At 62.7% G+C, this 15,301-nt stretch carries 15 protein-coding genes; 13 read left to right on the top strand and 2 right to left on the bottom strand.

Annotated elements, in window-relative coordinates:
• The first annotated feature begins 82 nt into the window (after positions 1–82).
• Entirely contained in the window at positions 83–1,237 is a 1,155-nt protein-coding gene (gene algW / locus AC07OJ_RS23160) for a Do family serine endopeptidase AlgW (RefSeq protein WP_065900528.1), read from the top strand.
• Between the two features lie 112 nt (positions 1,238–1,349).
• Positions 1,350–3,446, top strand: coding sequence for a TonB-dependent siderophore receptor (locus AC07OJ_RS23155; RefSeq protein WP_495095277.1), 2,097 nt, complete (start codon positions 1,350–1,352; stop codon positions 3,444–3,446).
• Between the two features lie 61 nt (positions 3,447–3,507).
• Here AC07OJ_RS23155 and hemH read toward each other — a convergent pair whose 3' ends face one another.
• Together hemH and AC07OJ_RS23145 are read right to left on the bottom strand one after the other, a co-directional pair.
• The gene (gene hemH, locus AC07OJ_RS23150; RefSeq protein WP_065900526.1) at positions 3,508–4,533 is read right to left on the bottom strand and encodes a ferrochelatase; all 1,026 of its coding nucleotides are present in this window, start codon (positions 4,531–4,533) and stop codon (positions 3,508–3,510) included.
• A gap of 14 nt (positions 4,534–4,547) precedes the next feature.
• On the bottom strand, positions 4,548–5,447 hold the full coding sequence (locus AC07OJ_RS23145) for a TIGR01777 family oxidoreductase (protein ID WP_106805196.1): 900 nt from the start codon (positions 5,445–5,447) through the stop codon (positions 4,548–4,550).
• Positions 5,448–5,658: 211 nt separating this feature from the next.
• Between AC07OJ_RS23145 and AC07OJ_RS23140 the strand changes: the two genes are divergently transcribed.
• From AC07OJ_RS23140 to AC07OJ_RS23090, 11 genes are all read left to right on the top strand, one after another.
• On the top strand, positions 5,659–6,645 hold the full coding sequence (locus AC07OJ_RS23140) for an NAD(P)/FAD-dependent oxidoreductase (RefSeq protein WP_201143508.1): 987 nt from the start codon (positions 5,659–5,661) through the stop codon (positions 6,643–6,645).
• Positions 6,642–6,857, top strand: coding sequence for a TIGR02450 family Trp-rich protein (locus AC07OJ_RS23135; protein ID WP_065900523.1), 216 nt, complete (start codon positions 6,642–6,644; stop codon positions 6,855–6,857). The genes AC07OJ_RS23140 and AC07OJ_RS23135 overlap by 4 nt, the downstream gene beginning before the upstream one ends.
• A gap of 113 nt (positions 6,858–6,970) precedes the next feature.
• Positions 6,971–7,930, top strand: coding sequence for a YbgA family protein (locus AC07OJ_RS23130; RefSeq protein ID WP_495095276.1), 960 nt, complete (start codon positions 6,971–6,973; stop codon positions 7,928–7,930).
• Between the two features lie 3 nt (positions 7,931–7,933).
• The gene (locus tag AC07OJ_RS23125) at positions 7,934–8,863 is read left to right on the top strand and encodes a MerR family transcriptional regulator (RefSeq protein WP_065900520.1); all 930 of its coding nucleotides are present in this window, start codon (positions 7,934–7,936) and stop codon (positions 8,861–8,863) included.
• Positions 8,864–10,306 (top strand): deoxyribodipyrimidine photo-lyase, encoded by a 1,443-nt coding sequence (phrB, locus tag AC07OJ_RS23120; protein WP_495095275.1) that lies wholly within the window; start codon positions 8,864–8,866, stop codon positions 10,304–10,306.
• Complete coding sequence (locus tag AC07OJ_RS23115) at positions 10,299–10,721, top strand: nuclear transport factor 2 family protein (protein ID WP_065900516.1); 423 nt, start codon at positions 10,299–10,301, stop codon at positions 10,719–10,721. Before phrB ends, AC07OJ_RS23115 begins: the two co-directional genes overlap by 8 nt.
• Positions 10,718–11,500, top strand: a complete 783-nt coding sequence (locus AC07OJ_RS23110) for an SDR family NAD(P)-dependent oxidoreductase (RefSeq protein ID WP_495095274.1) — start codon at positions 10,718–10,720, stop codon at positions 11,498–11,500. Before AC07OJ_RS23115 ends, AC07OJ_RS23110 begins: the two co-directional genes overlap by 4 nt.
• The gene (locus AC07OJ_RS23105) at positions 11,497–12,744 is read left to right on the top strand and encodes an NAD(P)/FAD-dependent oxidoreductase (RefSeq protein WP_495095273.1); all 1,248 of its coding nucleotides are present in this window, start codon (positions 11,497–11,499) and stop codon (positions 12,742–12,744) included. Before AC07OJ_RS23110 ends, AC07OJ_RS23105 begins: the two co-directional genes overlap by 4 nt.
• Complete coding sequence (locus tag AC07OJ_RS23100) at positions 12,741–13,550, top strand: DUF1365 domain-containing protein (RefSeq protein WP_065900510.1); 810 nt, start codon at positions 12,741–12,743, stop codon at positions 13,548–13,550. The genes AC07OJ_RS23105 and AC07OJ_RS23100 overlap by 4 nt, the downstream gene beginning before the upstream one ends.
• A complete protein-coding gene (locus tag AC07OJ_RS23095; RefSeq protein WP_065900509.1) occupies positions 13,537–14,808 on the top strand; it encodes an SAM-dependent methyltransferase in 1,272 nt (423 codons plus the stop codon). Before AC07OJ_RS23100 ends, AC07OJ_RS23095 begins: the two co-directional genes overlap by 14 nt.
• Positions 14,801–15,292: a DUF2878 domain-containing protein gene (locus AC07OJ_RS23090; RefSeq protein ID WP_495095272.1), complete on the top strand. Its 492-nt coding sequence runs from the start codon at positions 14,801–14,803 to the stop codon at positions 15,290–15,292. The genes AC07OJ_RS23095 and AC07OJ_RS23090 overlap by 8 nt, the downstream gene beginning before the upstream one ends.
• The last annotated feature ends 9 nt before the right edge of the window (positions 15,293–15,301 follow it).

The following is a 15,301-nucleotide window of genomic DNA, read 5'->3' as shown; positions in this document are numbered from 1 at the left end:
GTTCCGAGGCGCTCGCAGCCTCGTATAATGCGCGACATTATGGGCGCTCTCCCGCCCCCTGCAACCTGTCAGGACTTACTTGATGCTCAAGGCACTGCGTTTTTTTGGATGGCCATTGCTGGCTGGCGTGCTGATCGCGATGCTGATTATTCAGCGTTTCCCCCAGTTGGTGGGCTTACCCAGCCTTGATGTAAACCTGCAGCAGGCGCCGCAAACCAGCGCGGTGGTGCAAGGCCCGGTGACCTATGCGGACGCTGTCGTTATCGCGGCGCCAGCGGTGGTCAACCTGTACACCACGAAAGTCATCAACAAACCCGCTCATCCGTTATTCGAAGACCCGCAATTTCGCCGCTATTTCGGCGACAACGGCCCCAAGCAGCGGCGCATGGAATCCAGCCTCGGCTCCGGCGTGATCATGAGCCCCGAGGGCTACATCCTCACCAACAACCACGTGACCACCGGCGCCGACCAGATCGTGGTCGCCCTGCGCGATGGCCGCGAGACCCTGGCCCGCGTGGTCGGCAGCGACCCCGAAACCGACCTCGCGGTGCTGAAGATCGACCTCAAGAGCCTGCCTTCAATCACCCTCGGTCGCTCCGACGGCCTGCGCGTCGGTGACGTCGCGCTGGCCATCGGCAACCCGTTCGGGGTGGGCCAGACGGTGACCATGGGCATCATCAGCGCCACCGGGCGTAACCAGTTGGGCCTCAACAGCTACGAAGACTTCATCCAGACCGACGCGGCGATCAACCCGGGCAACTCGGGCGGCGCACTGGTGGATGCCAATGGCAACCTGACCGGTATCAACACGGCGATTTTCTCCAAGTCCGGCGGCTCCCAGGGCATCGGTTTTGCGATCCCGGTGAAACTGGCGATGGAAGTGATGAAGTCGATCATCGAGCACGGCCAGGTGATTCGCGGCTGGCTGGGGATCGAAGTCCAACCATTGACCAAGGAGCTGGCCGAGTCCTTTGGCTTGACCGGACGCCCGGGCATCGTGGTCGCCGGGATTTTCCGCGACGGCCCGGCGCAGAAAGCCGGCCTGCAACTGGGCGATGTGATCCTCAGCATCAACGGCGAACCGGCCGGCGATGGGCGCAAATCGATGAACCAGGTGGCGCGGATCAAGCCGACCGACAAGGTGGCAATCCAGGTTATGCGCAACGGCAAAGAGATCAAGCTGTTGGCAGAAATCGGCCTGCGCCCACCGCCTGCACCGGTCAAAGAAGAGGAATAAGACGCCTCGCCAGGTACCCGTTCGCGGGTACCTGTAAGCTCATATTTCAAAGCGAAGGCATTCTCATTAGACATGTTATATTGTTTCAATATCGCTATTGGAACGCTCTATCATGCCGTCTCGAAGAATTGCCCCCATGGCCGGCCTGGCCCTGGGCTTGTTGCTTGACCCCGCCTACGCCGAAGACAACACCCTGGAACTCGACACCATCAGCGTCACCACCGACGCCTATGAATCCGCCACCGGCCCGGTCAAGGGCTACCGTGCAACGCGTTCGGCCAGTGCGACAAAAACCGACACAGCCCTGCGCGACATCCCACAATCGATCAGCGTGATTCCCGCAACGGTGCTCAAGGATCTGGGCAGCACCCAGGTAGAACGCGCCCTTGAGTTTGCCGGCGGCGTGTCCAAGCAAAACAACTTCGGCGGCCTCACCCTCTACGAATACAGCGTGCGCGGCTTCACCACGTCGGAGTTTTACCAGGACGGTTTCAGCGCCAACCGTGGCTACCCGAGCACGCCGGACACCGCCAATATCGAACGCATCGAAGTACTCAAGGGCCCCGCCGCGAGCCTCTACGGCCGTGGCGATCCCGGCGGCACCGTGAACATCGTCACCAAGAAGCCCCAGCCCGATGCCTTCACCACCGTGCAAACCAGCGCCGGCAGTTGGGATCGCTATCGCACCGCCGTCGACCTCAACACCCCGCTGGACAGCGAGGGCAACCTGCTCTCGCGAGTCAACCTGGCCGTGGAAGACAACCACAGCTTTCGCGACCATGTGCAGAGCAAGCGGGTCTTTGTTGCCCCCTCATTCAGTTGGCAGCTGGACCCGGACACACATCTGCTGGTGGAAAGCGAATTTGTGCGCCACAGCTCCACCTTCGACCGCGGCATCGTCGACGCCAGCGGCGTGTCCCGCACAACCTTCCTGGGTGAACCCAACGACGGCGATATCGACAACCATAACAACCGTATCCAGGCCAGCCTTGAGCATCACCTCAACGACGCCTGGAAACTGCGCCTGGCCAGCCACTACAAACAGGGCAGCCTGTGGGGCGACGCCTCGGAAAACCGCGCACTGAATGCCGACGGCCACACCATCGACCGCCGCTACCGTGAACGCTCCATGGGCTGGCACGACAGCATCACCCAGTTGGAGCTGCGCGGCCTGTTCGATATCGGCAGCTGGCAGCACGAGTTGCTGGTTGGCACCGAATACGAGGACTATCGCAAGAAAGAACGCGTCACGGCGATTGGCGGGAGCCGCTACACCCTCGATATCTACAACCCGGTCTACGGCCAGCCCAAACCCAACGGCGCGCGCTCCGGCACTGACTTCTTCGAACAGACCCAAAGCAATGCGCTGAACCTGCAAGACCAGGTCATCTTCACCGACCGCCTGCGAGGCCTGGTCGGTGCGCGCTTCGAGCATTTCGAGCAGAGCATCGACGACTTCACCCGCAACCACGCCAGGAGCCAGCAAACCCACGATGCCTTGACCCAGCGTGCCGGCCTGCTCTATCAGCTCACGCCGCAAGTCGGGGTGTTCGCCAATGCCTCCACGTCGTTCAAGCCCAACAGCGGCCTGGGCGCCGACGGGAAATCCTTCACGCCGGAAGAAGGCGTGGGCTATGAAGTGGGGGTCAAGAGCGAACTGTTCGACGACCGTCTCAGCGCAACCCTGGCCGCGTTCCATATCGAGAAGGAAAATGTACTCACCCTGGACCCCGCCACCAACCTCAACCGCGCCGTGGGCAAGGCGCGCAGCCAAGGCCTTGACCTGCAACTGAGCGGGCAAGTGAGCGATGCCGTGCGAGTGATCGGCGCGCTTGCCTACATCGACGCCGAGGTGACCAAAGGCGATAAAACCCTTCCCGCCGGCAGCCGGATCCTCGGCGTGTCCAAGCGCAGCGGCAGTCTGTTGGGCGTGTATGAGTTCCAGGACGGCGCGTTGCGCGGCTCAGACCTGGGGGCGGCGTTCACTTATGTAGGTGACCGCTCGGGTGAAGCAGGGACGCGTTTCGAACTGCCGGCTTATCACACCGTTGACCTGTTGGCCCATTACAAGGCCACGGACAACCTCACCGTGGGGCTGAACCTCAACAACCTGTTTGATGAGAATTACTACGAGCGGTCCTACAGCAGCTACTGGATCAGCCCCGGCGAGCCGCGCAATTTCACGGTCAGCCTGACCCTCAACCTGTAACACCCTCTAACTGTAGGCGCAGGCAAGCCAGCGCCGACAGGTAGATCGGTATAAGACCTGGTTACAGCGCTGTTGGGGCTCTCTCACACAAGGTGTTGAGCGCCTTCGCCCACTGTGGATCATCATTCAGGCACGGCACCAGCACCAGCTCCTCGCCCCCGGCCTCGCGGAACTGTTCCAGGCCGCGATCGCCGATTTCTTCCAGGGTCTCGATGCAGTCGGCGACAAACGCCGGGCACATCACCAGCAGCTTTTTCACGCCTTGCTGTGCCAACGCTTCCAGGCGCGCTTCGGTGTAGGGTTCGATCCATTTGGCGCGGCCCAGGCGCGATTGGAACGCCACCGACCATTTATCTTCCGGCAAGCCCAGGCGCGCGGCAAAGTCACGGGCGACGCTGAAGCACTGCGCGCGATAGCAGGTCTTGAGCACCTCGGCGGAGGCGTTCTTGCAGCAGTCGGCATCCTTGAAGCAATGCTGGCCGGTGGGGTCGAGTTTGGTCAGGTGGCGCTCAGGCAAGCCGTGGAAACTCAGCAGCAGGTGGTCGTAATCCTGCTCCACATAAGGCCGCGCGCTCGCTACCAGGGCGTCGAGATATTCGGGCTGGTCGTAGAACGGTTGCAGGATCGAGAACTGCACATCGAGTTTTTTATCGCGCACCACGCGCCTGGCTTCCTCGATGACTGTGGTCACGGTGCTGTCGGCGAACTGCGGGTACAACGGCGCGAGGGTGACTTTCTGAATGCCCTGGGCGGCGAGGCGGGTCAGCACGCTTTCAATCGACGGTTCGCCGTAGCGCATCGCCAACTCAACCGGGCCCTGGGTCCATTGCGCAGTCATCTGCTGTTGCAGGCGGCGGCTGAGCACCACCAGCGGCGAGCCCTCGTCCCACCAGATGGAGGCATAGGCGTGGGCCGACTGCTCGGGCCGCTTGATCAGGATCAGCGACACCAGCAGACGCCGCACCGGCCACGGCAGGTCGATCACGTAAGGGTCCATCAGGAACTGATTGAGGTAGCTGCGCACATCGGCCACCGAAGTGGACGCCGGTGAGCCCAGGTTGACCAGTAACAACGCGTGATCCGTCATGCAACATCCTATCTCTAGAGGCGGCTGGACACGTCATCCAAAGCCGCGCGCAACTCAGTGAACTGGAAAGTGAACCCGGCCGCCAGCAACCGCTCTGGCAAGGCCTTTTGCCCGCCCAGCAACAGGCCGGACAACTCGCCCAGCCCTACCTTCAACGCAAAGGCCGGCATCGGCATGAACGCCGGGCGGTGCAACACCTGGCCCAACGTCTTGGCGAACTCACGGTTGCGTACCGGGTGTGGCGCGCAGGCATTATACGGACCGCTGGCGTCAGGCTTGTGCAGAAGAAAATCAATCAGGGCGATTTGATCCTTGATATGAACCCATGGCATCCACTGCCGACCGGTGCCGATCGGCCCGCCCAGCGCGAGTTTGAACGGCAGCAACAGCCGCGACAAAAAGCCGCCCTCTGCGGCCAGCACCAGGCCGGTACGCACCAGCACCACACGCAGGCCCAACGCTTCGGCGCGCAGGGCGGTTTCCTCCCAGGCAATACACAACTGGCTGGGGAAATCGTCCTGCACCGGGCCGCTGGCTTCGGTGAGTTCACGCTCGCCGCCGTCGCCATACCAGCCCACCGCCGAACCGGAGATCAACACCGAGGGTTTCTGTGCCAGGCCTTCCAGCCAGGCCAGCAGGGTTTCGGTAAGGCCGATACGGCTGCTCCACAACAGCGCCTTGCGCTTATGGGTCCAGGGACGGTCCGCAATAGCCGCGCCCGCCAGGTTGACCACCGCATCCACCGGGCCGATCACCTCTTGCAGGCGGCCCACACCCAGGACCTGGTCGCCACACAAACGGGCCACCTGTTCCGGATCACGACTCCACACGGTCAAGCGGTGACCCTGGGCAAGCCAGTGTCGGCAAAGTTGGCGGCCAATCAAACCAGTACCGCCGGTCAGCAAAATGTGCATGGGATCTTCCTCATGTAACGTTTGCCGCCCATCGCTAGTCTATTTTATAAGCAGGGACCATTTGTAATCGGGCGTAACGCAGGTTCAAGCCTCAGCTTTAACCATAGGTCACGCCGTAAGAACAGGTAAGCCAAAACTTATACCAAAAAACAATATTGTACAGCTATTGGTGTCGGCGTAGTCTGTACCCAACGGTAAAACGAGGCCTCCCATGACTGTTCCCATCGCGATCATTGGCACCGGCATCGCCGGTCTCTCCGCCGCCCGAGCGTTAAGAGACGCTGGGCACGTTGTACAACTCTTCGATAAAAGCCGCGGCAGTGGTGGCCGCATGTCCAGCAAGCGCAGCGACGCCGGCGCGCTGGACATGGGTGCGCAGTACTTCACCGCCCGCGACCGCCGCTTCGTCAACGAAGTGCAGCGCTGGCAAAGCAACGGCTGGGCCGAGCAATGGAAGCCCCAGCTGTACAACTTCAAGTCCGGCCAACTCACCCCGTCTCCCGATGAACAAATCCGCTGGGTCGGCACGCCGCGCATGAGCGCGATCACCCGCGCCCTGCTCGATGACCTGCCGGTGGAGTTCGGTTGCCGCATCACCGAAGTGTTCCAGGGCAAACAGCACTGGAACCTGCTGGACGCCGACGGCGAAAACCACGGCCCGTTCAGCCACGTGATCATCGCCACACCCGCCCCGCAAGCCACCGCGCTGCTGGCCGCCGCGCCCAAGCTGGCAAGTGCCGCCGCCGGCGTGAAGATGGACCCGACCTGGGCCATCGCCCTGGCGTTCGACAAGCCCCTGGATACGCCCATGCAAGGCTGCTTCGTGCAAGACAGCCCTCTCGACTGGCTGGCGCGCAACCGCAGCAAACCCGGACGCGACACCACCCTCGACACCTGGGTGCTGCACGCCACCAGCGCCTGGAGCAGGGACCACCTGGACCTGCCCAAGGAAGCCGTGATCGAACACCTGCATGGCGCCTTCGCTGAATTGCTGCACAGCGCCATGCCTGCTCCCTCGTTCAGCCTCGCGCATCGCTGGCTGTACGCGCGACCGTCCAGCGCCCATGAGTTCGGCGTGTTGGCCGACGCCGACCTGGGCCTGTATGTATGTGGCGACTGGTGCCTGTCGGGCCGCGTCGAGGGCGCCTGGCTCAGTGGCCAGGAAGCCGCGCGACGCTTGATCGAGCACCTGCAATGAACCGCATCAACCCCGCTAAATTGCTGCTGTCGAAGTGGACAGCAGCGCACCCCCGCAACAAGGAAAAACACTTTTTGGTCACCGAGCTGATCCGTGACGAAGAAGGCACCGTGCTGGAAATCGACCTGCAAGCCGTCATGACGCGGCGCACCGAAAGGCTGGCGTGGCAAAGCCTGCAGAACGCCGAGGACTGGCAGATCGGCTGGAAATAACCTCCGCGAAAAATACTTGTACAAAATATTTGACTTGTACAGCATCAAACCTATGATGAGATTTAGTTGTACAAGTTTTTAGTCTTGTACAGGAATCTTGTAGAGGTTTGGCCATGTCCCACTCCGGTAAGCCAAAGATCGCGATCAGCGCCTGCCTGCTTGGCGAAAACGTGCGCTTCAACGGCGGGCATAAACAATCCCCTCTCTGCAGCCAGACGCTCAGCGGCTATTTCGAGTTCGTACCGCTTTGCCCAGAAGTCGCGATTGGCCTGGGCATCCCCCGCGAACCGATTCGCCTGGTAGGCGATCCGGCGCACCCGCAAGCCGTGGGCACCGTGCACCGCGAGCTGAATGTGACCCAACCGCTGGATGACTACGGCCAGCAGATGGCCGCCGCGCATACCGACCTGTGCGGTTACATCTTCATGCAGAAGTCACCGTCCTGCGGCCTGGAGCGAGTCAAGGTCTACCGCGACAACGGCACGCCGGTGGATGGCGGCGGGCGCGGCATCTACGCCCAGGCGTTTTGCTCGCGCCACCCCAACCTGCCGGTGGAAGAGGATGGTCGGCTGAACGACCCGGTGCTGCGGGAAAACTTCATGACCCGCGTCTTTGTCTACGCCAGCTGGCAACAACTGCTCGCCGAAGGGCTCAGCCGTCATCGCCTGCTGGCCTTCCATTCGCGCTACAAATACTTGTTGATGGCCCACAGCCCGGCGCACTACAAAAGCCTCGGCCACCTGCTGGGCAGCATGACCCGGAGCACCGACCTCGACGCCTTGGCCACCGGCTACTTCAGCGAACTGATGAGCGGCCTGCGCAAGTGCGCCACTCGGGGGACCCACACCAATGTGCTGCAACACATCAGCGGCTACCTCAAGCAAGCCATCAGCGCCGACGACAAACAGGAAATGCAGACCGTCATCGGCCAGTACCACCAGGGGATCGTGCCACTGGTGGTGCCGCTGACCTTGCTCAAGCATCACTTTCGCCAACACCCGGACCGCTACATCGCGCAGCAGGCGTACCTGCAACCGCACCCGGAAAATCTCAGCCTGCGTAATGCGATCTAACCTATGAAAGCCGCCCTGCAAGACGAAACCGGCGACGACATCGCCCAAGCCCTCGAAGACGGCTGGCTGCCGATTCGCGAAGTGGCGCGCCAGACCGGCGTCAACGCCGTGACCCTGCGCGCCTGGGAGCGCCGCTATGGCCTGATCGTGCCCCAGCGCACGCCCAAGGGCCATCGGCTGTTCAGCGCCGATCACGTGCAACGCATCCACACCATCCTGACCTGGCTCAATCGCGGCGTGCCGGTCAGCCAGGTCAAAGGCCTGATCGACTCTGCCCAAGCCCTTCCAGAGACTGTCGAGAATGAGTGGCACGGGTTGCGCCAGAACCTGTTGAATGCCATCAGCGAATTGATCGAGCGCCGGGTCGACGACGTCTTCAACCAGGCCATGGCGCTGTACCCGCCGCGCACGCTGTGCGAGCAATTGTTGCTGCCGCTGCTGCAGGACCTGGAGCAGCGCTGGCAAGGCCAGTTCGGCGCGCAGATGGAGCGGGTGTTTTTCCTGTCCTGGCTGCGCAGCAAATTCGGCGCACGCATCTATCACAACAACCGCCAGTTGCAGGGCCCGCCGCTGCTGCTGATCAACCAGTCCGACCTGCCGCTGGAGCCGCACCTGTGGCTCAGCGCCTGGCTGGCCAGCAGTGCCGATTGCCCGGTGGAAGTCTTCGATTGGCCACTGCCCGCCGGCGAATTGGCCCTGGCCGTGGAACACCTGCAACCGCGCGCGGTGCTGCTGTATTCGAGCAAGGCCCTCCACTTGTCGGCACTCGCAAAACTATTGAGCGGCGTCAGTGGCCCAAAGTTGATCGTCGGACCAACGGTATGCATCCACCAGGCCGAGTTAGCCGTATTAACCCGTGACACCCCTGAATTGTTCGTGGCCGAAGACCCCTTGTCGGCCCACCAGATACTGATCCAGCGTGGACTTCTTTAAATGCATTTGATCTGGCTGCGCACCGACCTGCGCCTACACGACAACACCGCCCTCGCCGCCGCCTGCCAGCGCGGCCCGGTTGCAGCCGTGTACCTCATCACGCCGGAGCAATGGCTGGCCCACGATGATGCGCCGTGCAAAGTCGACTTCTGGCTGCGCAACCTGCAGCACTTGAACCAGGCCCTGGGCAAGCTGAATATCCCCCTGCTGATCCGCCACGCCGCCACCTGGGATCAGGTGCCCGCCGCGCTGGGCAAGCTGTGCCGCGAGCTGTCGGTGCAGTCGGTGCACGTCAACGAGGAATACGGCATCCATGAAAGCCGTCGCGATGCGGCAGTGGCCAACGCGCTGGAGGCCGATGGCGTCAGCTTTCACAGCTACCTGGACCAGCTGTTTTTCCAACCCGGCAGCGTGCTGACCAAGACCGGCACGTACTTCCAGGTGTTCAGCCAGTTCCGCAAGGTCTGCTACACCCGCTTGCACAGCGCCCTGCCGCGCCTGGTCGCGACGCCGAAGGCCCAGGCGCCTGTCCCGTTGAAAAGTGATCCGATCCCCGAGCAGGTCGACGGGTTCGCCCCCCCCAGCGAGACCTTGCGCGCCCTCTGGCCCGCCGGCGAAGAGGAAGCCCGCCGCCGCCTCGACGCCTTCGCCGACCAGCAGATTAGTTACTACAAGGACGAGCGCGACTTCCCGGCCAAACCCGGCACCAGCCAGCTGTCCGCCTACCTCGCGGCGGGCGTGGTGTCGCCGCGCCAGTGCCTGCACGCCGCGTTGCAAACCAACCAGGGCGAATTCGAAAGCGGCGATATCGGCGCCATCACCTGGATCAACGAGCTGCTCTGGCGCGAGTTCTACAAACACATCCTGGTCGGCTACCCAAGGGTGTCTCGCCACCGCGCCTTCCGCCCCGAGACCGAGGCGGTCGCCTGGCGTGACGCGCCCAAGGACCTCGCGGCCTGGCAACAAGCCCGCACCGGGCTGCCGATCATCGACGCAGCCATGCGCCAACTGCTGGAGACCGGCTGGATGCACAACCGCCTGCGCATGGTGGTCGCGATGTTCCTGACCAAGAACCTGCTGATCGACTGGCGTGAAGGCGAGCGATTCTTCATGCGCCACCTGATCGACGGCGACCTGGCGGCCAACAACGGCGGCTGGCAGTGGAGTTCCTCTACCGGCACCGATTCGGCACCGTACTTCCGGATTTTCAGCCCACTGAGCCAATCGGAAAAATTCGACAGCGAAGGCGTGTTTATCAAGCATTGGCTGCCGGAACTGGCCGCGCTGAATAAAAAGGAAGTGCACAACCCCGAGGCAGTCGGCGGCCTGTTCGGCGTGGCGGATTACCCGCGCGCCATCGTCGACCTGAAAAAGTCCCGCGAACGCGCCCTGGCAGCCTTCCGCAGCCTGCCTTCACGCCAGGAGGTCGCCGAACATGAGTGATTTCCTGCGCCGCTTCGCCCAGGCTTTTTCCACCCTCGACAAACACAACCTGCACCTGCTCGACAGCCTGTACAGTCAGGACATCGCCTTTACCGATCCACTGCACGAGGTGCAGGGATTGCCCGCGATGCACCGCTACTTCGCCGAGTTGTACAGCAACGTCAGCCAACTGCGCTTCGACTTCCACGGCTTCGACCAGGTGGCCGAAGGCGAAGGCTACCTGCGCTGGAAAATGAGCTTTACCCACCCGCGCCTGGCCAACGGCAAGGTCATCCGCGTGGAGGGCTGTTCGCACCTGATGTGGCGTGAAAAGGTCTACCGCCATCGCGATTACTTCGATGCCGGCGCCCTGCTCTACGAACACCTTCCCGTACTGGGCAGCGTCGTCAACTGGCTGAAAAGGAGAATGGGATGAACGCACTGCCGCCCCGTCGTTATTGGCTGACCGGCGCCAGCAGTGGCATCGGTGCCTCGCTGGCCGTGGAGCTGCTCAACAGCGGCGCCCATGTGGCACTGAGTTCGCGCAGCAAAGGCCCGCTGCAGGCCCTCGCTCAACGTTTTCCCGGACAAGTGCTGGTGGTGCCTGGCGACCTGACCAACAGCCAGACTGTGCGCGAGATCGGTGAGCAGATCGCCGCGGCCTGGGGTTCGCTCGACACGGTGATCCTGAATGCGGGCACCTGTGAATACGTGGACGCCCGGCAATTCGACGCGTCGATTGTCGAACATGTGGTGCGCACCAATTTGCTCGCCAGCAGTTATTGCATCGAAGCCGCGCTGCCGTTGCTGCGTGCCGGGCGCACCCCGCATCTGGTCGGCGTCGCCAGTGCCGTGACCTACCTGCCGATGCCGCGTGCCGAGGCCTACGGTGCGTCCAAAGCCGGGCTGCGCTACCTGTTCGAATCGCTGCGCATCAGCCTGTCGCCGGAAAACATCGACGTCACGGTGATCAGCCCAGGCTTCGTCGACACCCCGCTGACTGAGCGCAACGATTTCCCGATGCCCCTGAGCTGGTCCGCCGACAAAGCCGCGCGGCACATCTTCGCCAAGTTGGAAAAACGCCCACTCGAGATTGCGTTCCCGGCGCTGTTTATCGCCACCCTGTGGCCGCTGTCGAAACTGCCCAACCGTGCCCAGTTGATCATCGGCAAGCGCATGCTGCGCAGCCCGCCGCCGCATAAGGACGACCTGTGAAGATCGCCATTATCGGCAGCGGCATCGCCGGGCTGACCAGCGCCTACCTGCTCAGCCGTCGCCACGACATCACGCTGTTCGAAGCGGGCGACCGCATCGGCGGGCATACCCACACGGTCAATGTGACGGTCGAGGGTAAAAGCTACGCGGTGGACACCGGTTTCATCGTATTCAACGACTGGACCTATCCCAATTTCATCCGCCTGCTGGGGCAGGTCGGGGTGGCGTTCAAACCCACCGAGATGAGTTTTTCGGTGTGCGACGAACACGCCGGGTTCGAGTACAACGGCAACAACCTCAACAGCCTGTTCGCGCAACGCCGCAATATCCTGTCGCCAGGTTTCTGGGGCATGTTGCGCGATATCCTGCGCTTCAATCGCCAGGCACCGCTGGACCTGCAGGAGCAGCGCATCAGCGCCGAAATGACCCTGGGTGACTACCTTGAGGCCGGCGGGTATGGCCCGCGCTTTATCCGGCACTACATTGTGCCGATGGGCGCGGCGATCTGGTCGATGTCCCTGCAGGACATGCTGGGGTTCCCGCTGCAGTTCTTTGTGCGCTTCTTCAAGAACCACGGCCTGCTCTCGGTGAACAACCGGCCGCAATGGTGTGTCATCGAAGGCGGATCCAGCCGCTATATCGAGCCGTTGACCCGCAGCTTCCGCGAACAGGTGCGTCTCAATTGCCCCGTGCACCTGGTCGAGCGCGACGCCGAGGGTGTGGTTATCCACAGCGCGGCCGGCACCGAAGCCTTTGACAAGGTGGTGTTCGCCTGCCACAGCGACCAGGCACTGGCGTTGCTCGGCGACCCGAGCCAGGCCGAGCAGGAGATCCTCGGCGCCCTGCCCTATGCCGACAACGATGTCGTGCTGCATACCGACACCCGCCTGCTGCCCGACCGCAAGCTGGCCTGGGCCAGCTGGAATTATCGACTGACCGGCAACACGCAGACCCAGGCGGCCGTCACCTACGACATGAACATCCTGCAAGGCATCGACAGCGCCACCACGTTTTGCGTCAGCCTCAACCAGACGCCAATGATCAACCCGCTGAAGATCCTCGCCCGCTATACCTACGCCCACCCGCAATACAGCCTCGCGGCGGTGGCGGCCCAAGGTCGTTGGGAAGAACTCTGCGGTACGCGCAACACCTTTTACTGTGGCGCCTACTGGGCCAATGGTTTCCATGAAGACGGCGTGGTCAGCGCCCTGCGCGTGGCGCAAGCCTTCGGGGAGGCCCTGTGAACAGCGCCCTGTACAGCGGCTGGATCGCCCATCGCCGGTTTGCGCCCAAGGCTCACGCCTTTCGCTACCGCATCGGGCTGCTGTACCTGGACTTGAGCGAAGAAGAGCAAGTGCTCGGGCTCTCGCCGCTGGCCGGCGCGAGTCGTCTGGCACCCTTCGGTTTTCGCCAGCAGGATTACCTGCGTGAATTGACGCGCCACGGCATGAGCTTGACCGCCGCCGTGCGCCAGGAAGTCGGCAAGGCGCTGGGGCGTACACCCCAGGGCGTAATCTGCCTACTGACCCAGGCCCGCAGTTGGGGCCTGGCTTTTAATCCGGTGAGTTTCTTCTACTGCTTCGAGGCCGACGGACGTCTGGCCGCGATCCTGTGCGAAGTGACCAACACCCCTTGGCGCGAGCGCTATCACTACGTGCTGCCGGCCCAGGCCCTTGGCGCGGATGAGCACCAGCATTTCGCCGTGGCCAAGGCGTTTCATGTGTCGCCGTTCTTGCCGCGCGACCTGGAGTACCGCATGAGCTTCAGCCCGCCCGCCGCCAAGCTCGGCGTGCACATGGCCGATTGGCAAGGCGAGCTGAAAGTCTTCGATGCCACGCTGAGCCTGCACAAGGAAACACTCACCCGCGCCAGCTTGCACCGCTACCTGTGGCGCTTTCCGTGGATGACCGCCAAGACCTGCCTCGCCATCTACTGGCAGGCCTTGCGCCTGTTGCTCAAACGCACACCGATTTTTTCCCATCAGGCCGCCGATGGCGCCTCTCGCACCGCAGTCGGGTATACCAAGGATCGCCGCCATGAAATCCCCTAGCTTATCGGTCAAGACCAACCGCCTGAACGTCAACGGCCTGACCAGTGCGCTGCTGCGCAAAGGTGTGCTGCGCCAACTCAGCCAACTGCGCCATGGCCAGTTGGTGGTGATCGAGGATGGCGAGCGCCAAGTGTTCGGCGCACGCGAAGCGCACCTGCTGGGCGAGATCCAGATTCTCGACCCGGCGGTGTGGGGCCTGGTGGCGGCCAACGGTTCCATCGGCGCCGGCGAGGCGTTTATCCACGGCTACTGGAGCAGCCCGGACCTCACCGCAGTGGTGCGCGTGATGGTCAGCAACCTCGATGTGCTCGACGCGATGGAAGGTGGCCTGGCGCGCCTGGCACGGCCGTTCACCCAAGGCCTGCACTGGCTCAACCGCAACACGCGCAAGGGCTCGCAGAAAAACATCGCCGCCCACTACGACCTGGGCAATGACCTGTTCGAAGAATTCCTCGACCCGACCATGATGTACTCGGCCGCGCAGTTCCTGACCGCCGACGACAGCCTGGAACAGGCGCAACTGAACAAGCTTGAGCGTATCTGCCAGAAGCTCGCCCTCAAACCCACCGACCACTTGCTGGAAATCGGCACCGGCTGGGGCAGCATGGCGCTGTACGCAGCGCAGCATTACGGCTGCAAGGTCACCACCACGACCTTGTCCAAGGAGCAGTTCGCCTACACCGAAAAACGCATCGCGGCCCTCGGCCTGCAAGATCAGGTCACGCTGCTGCTGCAGGACTACCGCGACCTGACCGGCCAGTACGACAAGCTGGTGTCCATCGAGATGATCGAAGCGGTGGGCCATCGTTTCCTGCCGACCTACTTCAAGCAGTGCGCGCACCTGCTCAAGAGCGACGGCCTGATGTTGCTGCAGGCCATTACCATCCGTGAGCAACGTTTCGAGCAGGCCAAGAACAGCGTCGACTTTATCCAGCGCTATATCTTCCCCGGTGGCGCCCTGCCCTGCGTGCAGAACATGCTGCAGATCGTCAGCCGCGACACCGATATGAACCTGCTGCACATGGAGGATTTCGGCCTGCATTACGCGCGAACCCTGCGCCTGTGGCATGAGAACTTTCGCCGCGCCCAGGGTCGCCTGACGGAGCTGGGCTACGACGAATACTTCCTGCGCTTGTGGGAGTTTTACCTGTGCTACTGCGAGGGCGGCTTCATGGAGCGCACCATCGGTACCGCGCAACTGCTGCTGGCCAAGCCGTCGGCCATCAACCCACCGCTGCTTGGGCGCTTCAGTGCTTAAGACCGTGGCCAATGCCGTGCTCTTCCAGTGCGGCTGGTTTGCCTGTGTACTGGGTGGGGACAGCCTTTGGCTGCTGGTGGGGTTGGCGGTACTGGCCCTCCATCTGCTGTGGATAAGTGCCTGGTCCCGCGAAGGCCAGGCGATTCTCGCCGTGACCCTGCTGGGGACAGTCATCGATACGTCGCTGCGCACCTTCGGCGTGTTTCACTTCGGCGCGCCCGGGCCGTTGATTCCCTTCTGGTTGATTCTGCTGTGGGCGCTGCTGGCCACGACTTTGCGCCATTGCCTGGCCTGGAGCGCCCAGCCCTGGTGGCGTGCCAGCCTGCTGGGCGCGCTGGGTGGGCCGTTGTCGTATTACGCGGGCAGCCAGTTGGCCGGGGTCGGTTTTGGCTACGGCACTGCCGCCACCCTGATGGGCCTCGCCCTGCTCTGGGCCGTGATATTTCCGGTGTTGCACTGGATTGCCGGGCAACTGGCGCACTGACGTCCGTCA

It is taken from the genome of Pseudomonas sp. GW821-FHT09C08, assembly GCF_059418125.1.
Note: the sequence above shows the minus strand (reverse complement) of the source record. Positions and strands in the feature narration are given on the sequence as shown.

Excerpts from the sequence above, each read along its gene's own strand:
- AC07OJ_RS23115 (WP_065900516.1), top strand. The coding sequence starts at position 10,299 with ATGAGTGATTTCCTGCGCCGCTTCGCCCAGGCTTTTTCCACCCTCGAC.
- phrB (WP_495095275.1), top strand. The coding sequence starts at position 8,864 with ATGCATTTGATCTGGCTGCGCACCGACCTGCGCCTACACGACAACACC.
- AC07OJ_RS23145 (WP_106805196.1), bottom strand. The coding sequence starts at position 5,447 with ATGCACATTTTGCTGACCGGCGGTACTGGTTTGATTGGCCGCCAACTT.
- algW (WP_065900528.1), top strand. The coding sequence starts at position 83 with ATGCTCAAGGCACTGCGTTTTTTTGGATGGCCATTGCTGGCTGGCGTG.
- AC07OJ_RS23135 (WP_065900523.1), top strand. The coding sequence starts at position 6,642 with ATGAACCGCATCAACCCCGCTAAATTGCTGCTGTCGAAGTGGACAGCA.
- AC07OJ_RS23095 (WP_065900509.1), top strand. The coding sequence starts at position 13,537 with ATGAAATCCCCTAGCTTATCGGTCAAGACCAACCGCCTGAACGTCAAC.
- hemH (WP_065900526.1), bottom strand. The coding sequence starts at position 4,533 with ATGACGGATCACGCGTTGTTACTGGTCAACCTGGGCTCACCGGCGTCC.
- AC07OJ_RS23140 (WP_201143508.1), top strand. The coding sequence starts at position 5,659 with ATGACTGTTCCCATCGCGATCATTGGCACCGGCATCGCCGGTCTCTCC.
- AC07OJ_RS23110 (WP_495095274.1), top strand. The coding sequence starts at position 10,718 with ATGAACGCACTGCCGCCCCGTCGTTATTGGCTGACCGGCGCCAGCAGT.
- AC07OJ_RS23130 (WP_495095276.1), top strand. The coding sequence starts at position 6,971 with ATGTCCCACTCCGGTAAGCCAAAGATCGCGATCAGCGCCTGCCTGCTT.
- AC07OJ_RS23125 (WP_065900520.1), top strand. The coding sequence starts at position 7,934 with ATGAAAGCCGCCCTGCAAGACGAAACCGGCGACGACATCGCCCAAGCC.
- AC07OJ_RS23155 (WP_495095277.1), top strand. The coding sequence starts at position 1,350 with ATGCCGTCTCGAAGAATTGCCCCCATGGCCGGCCTGGCCCTGGGCTTG.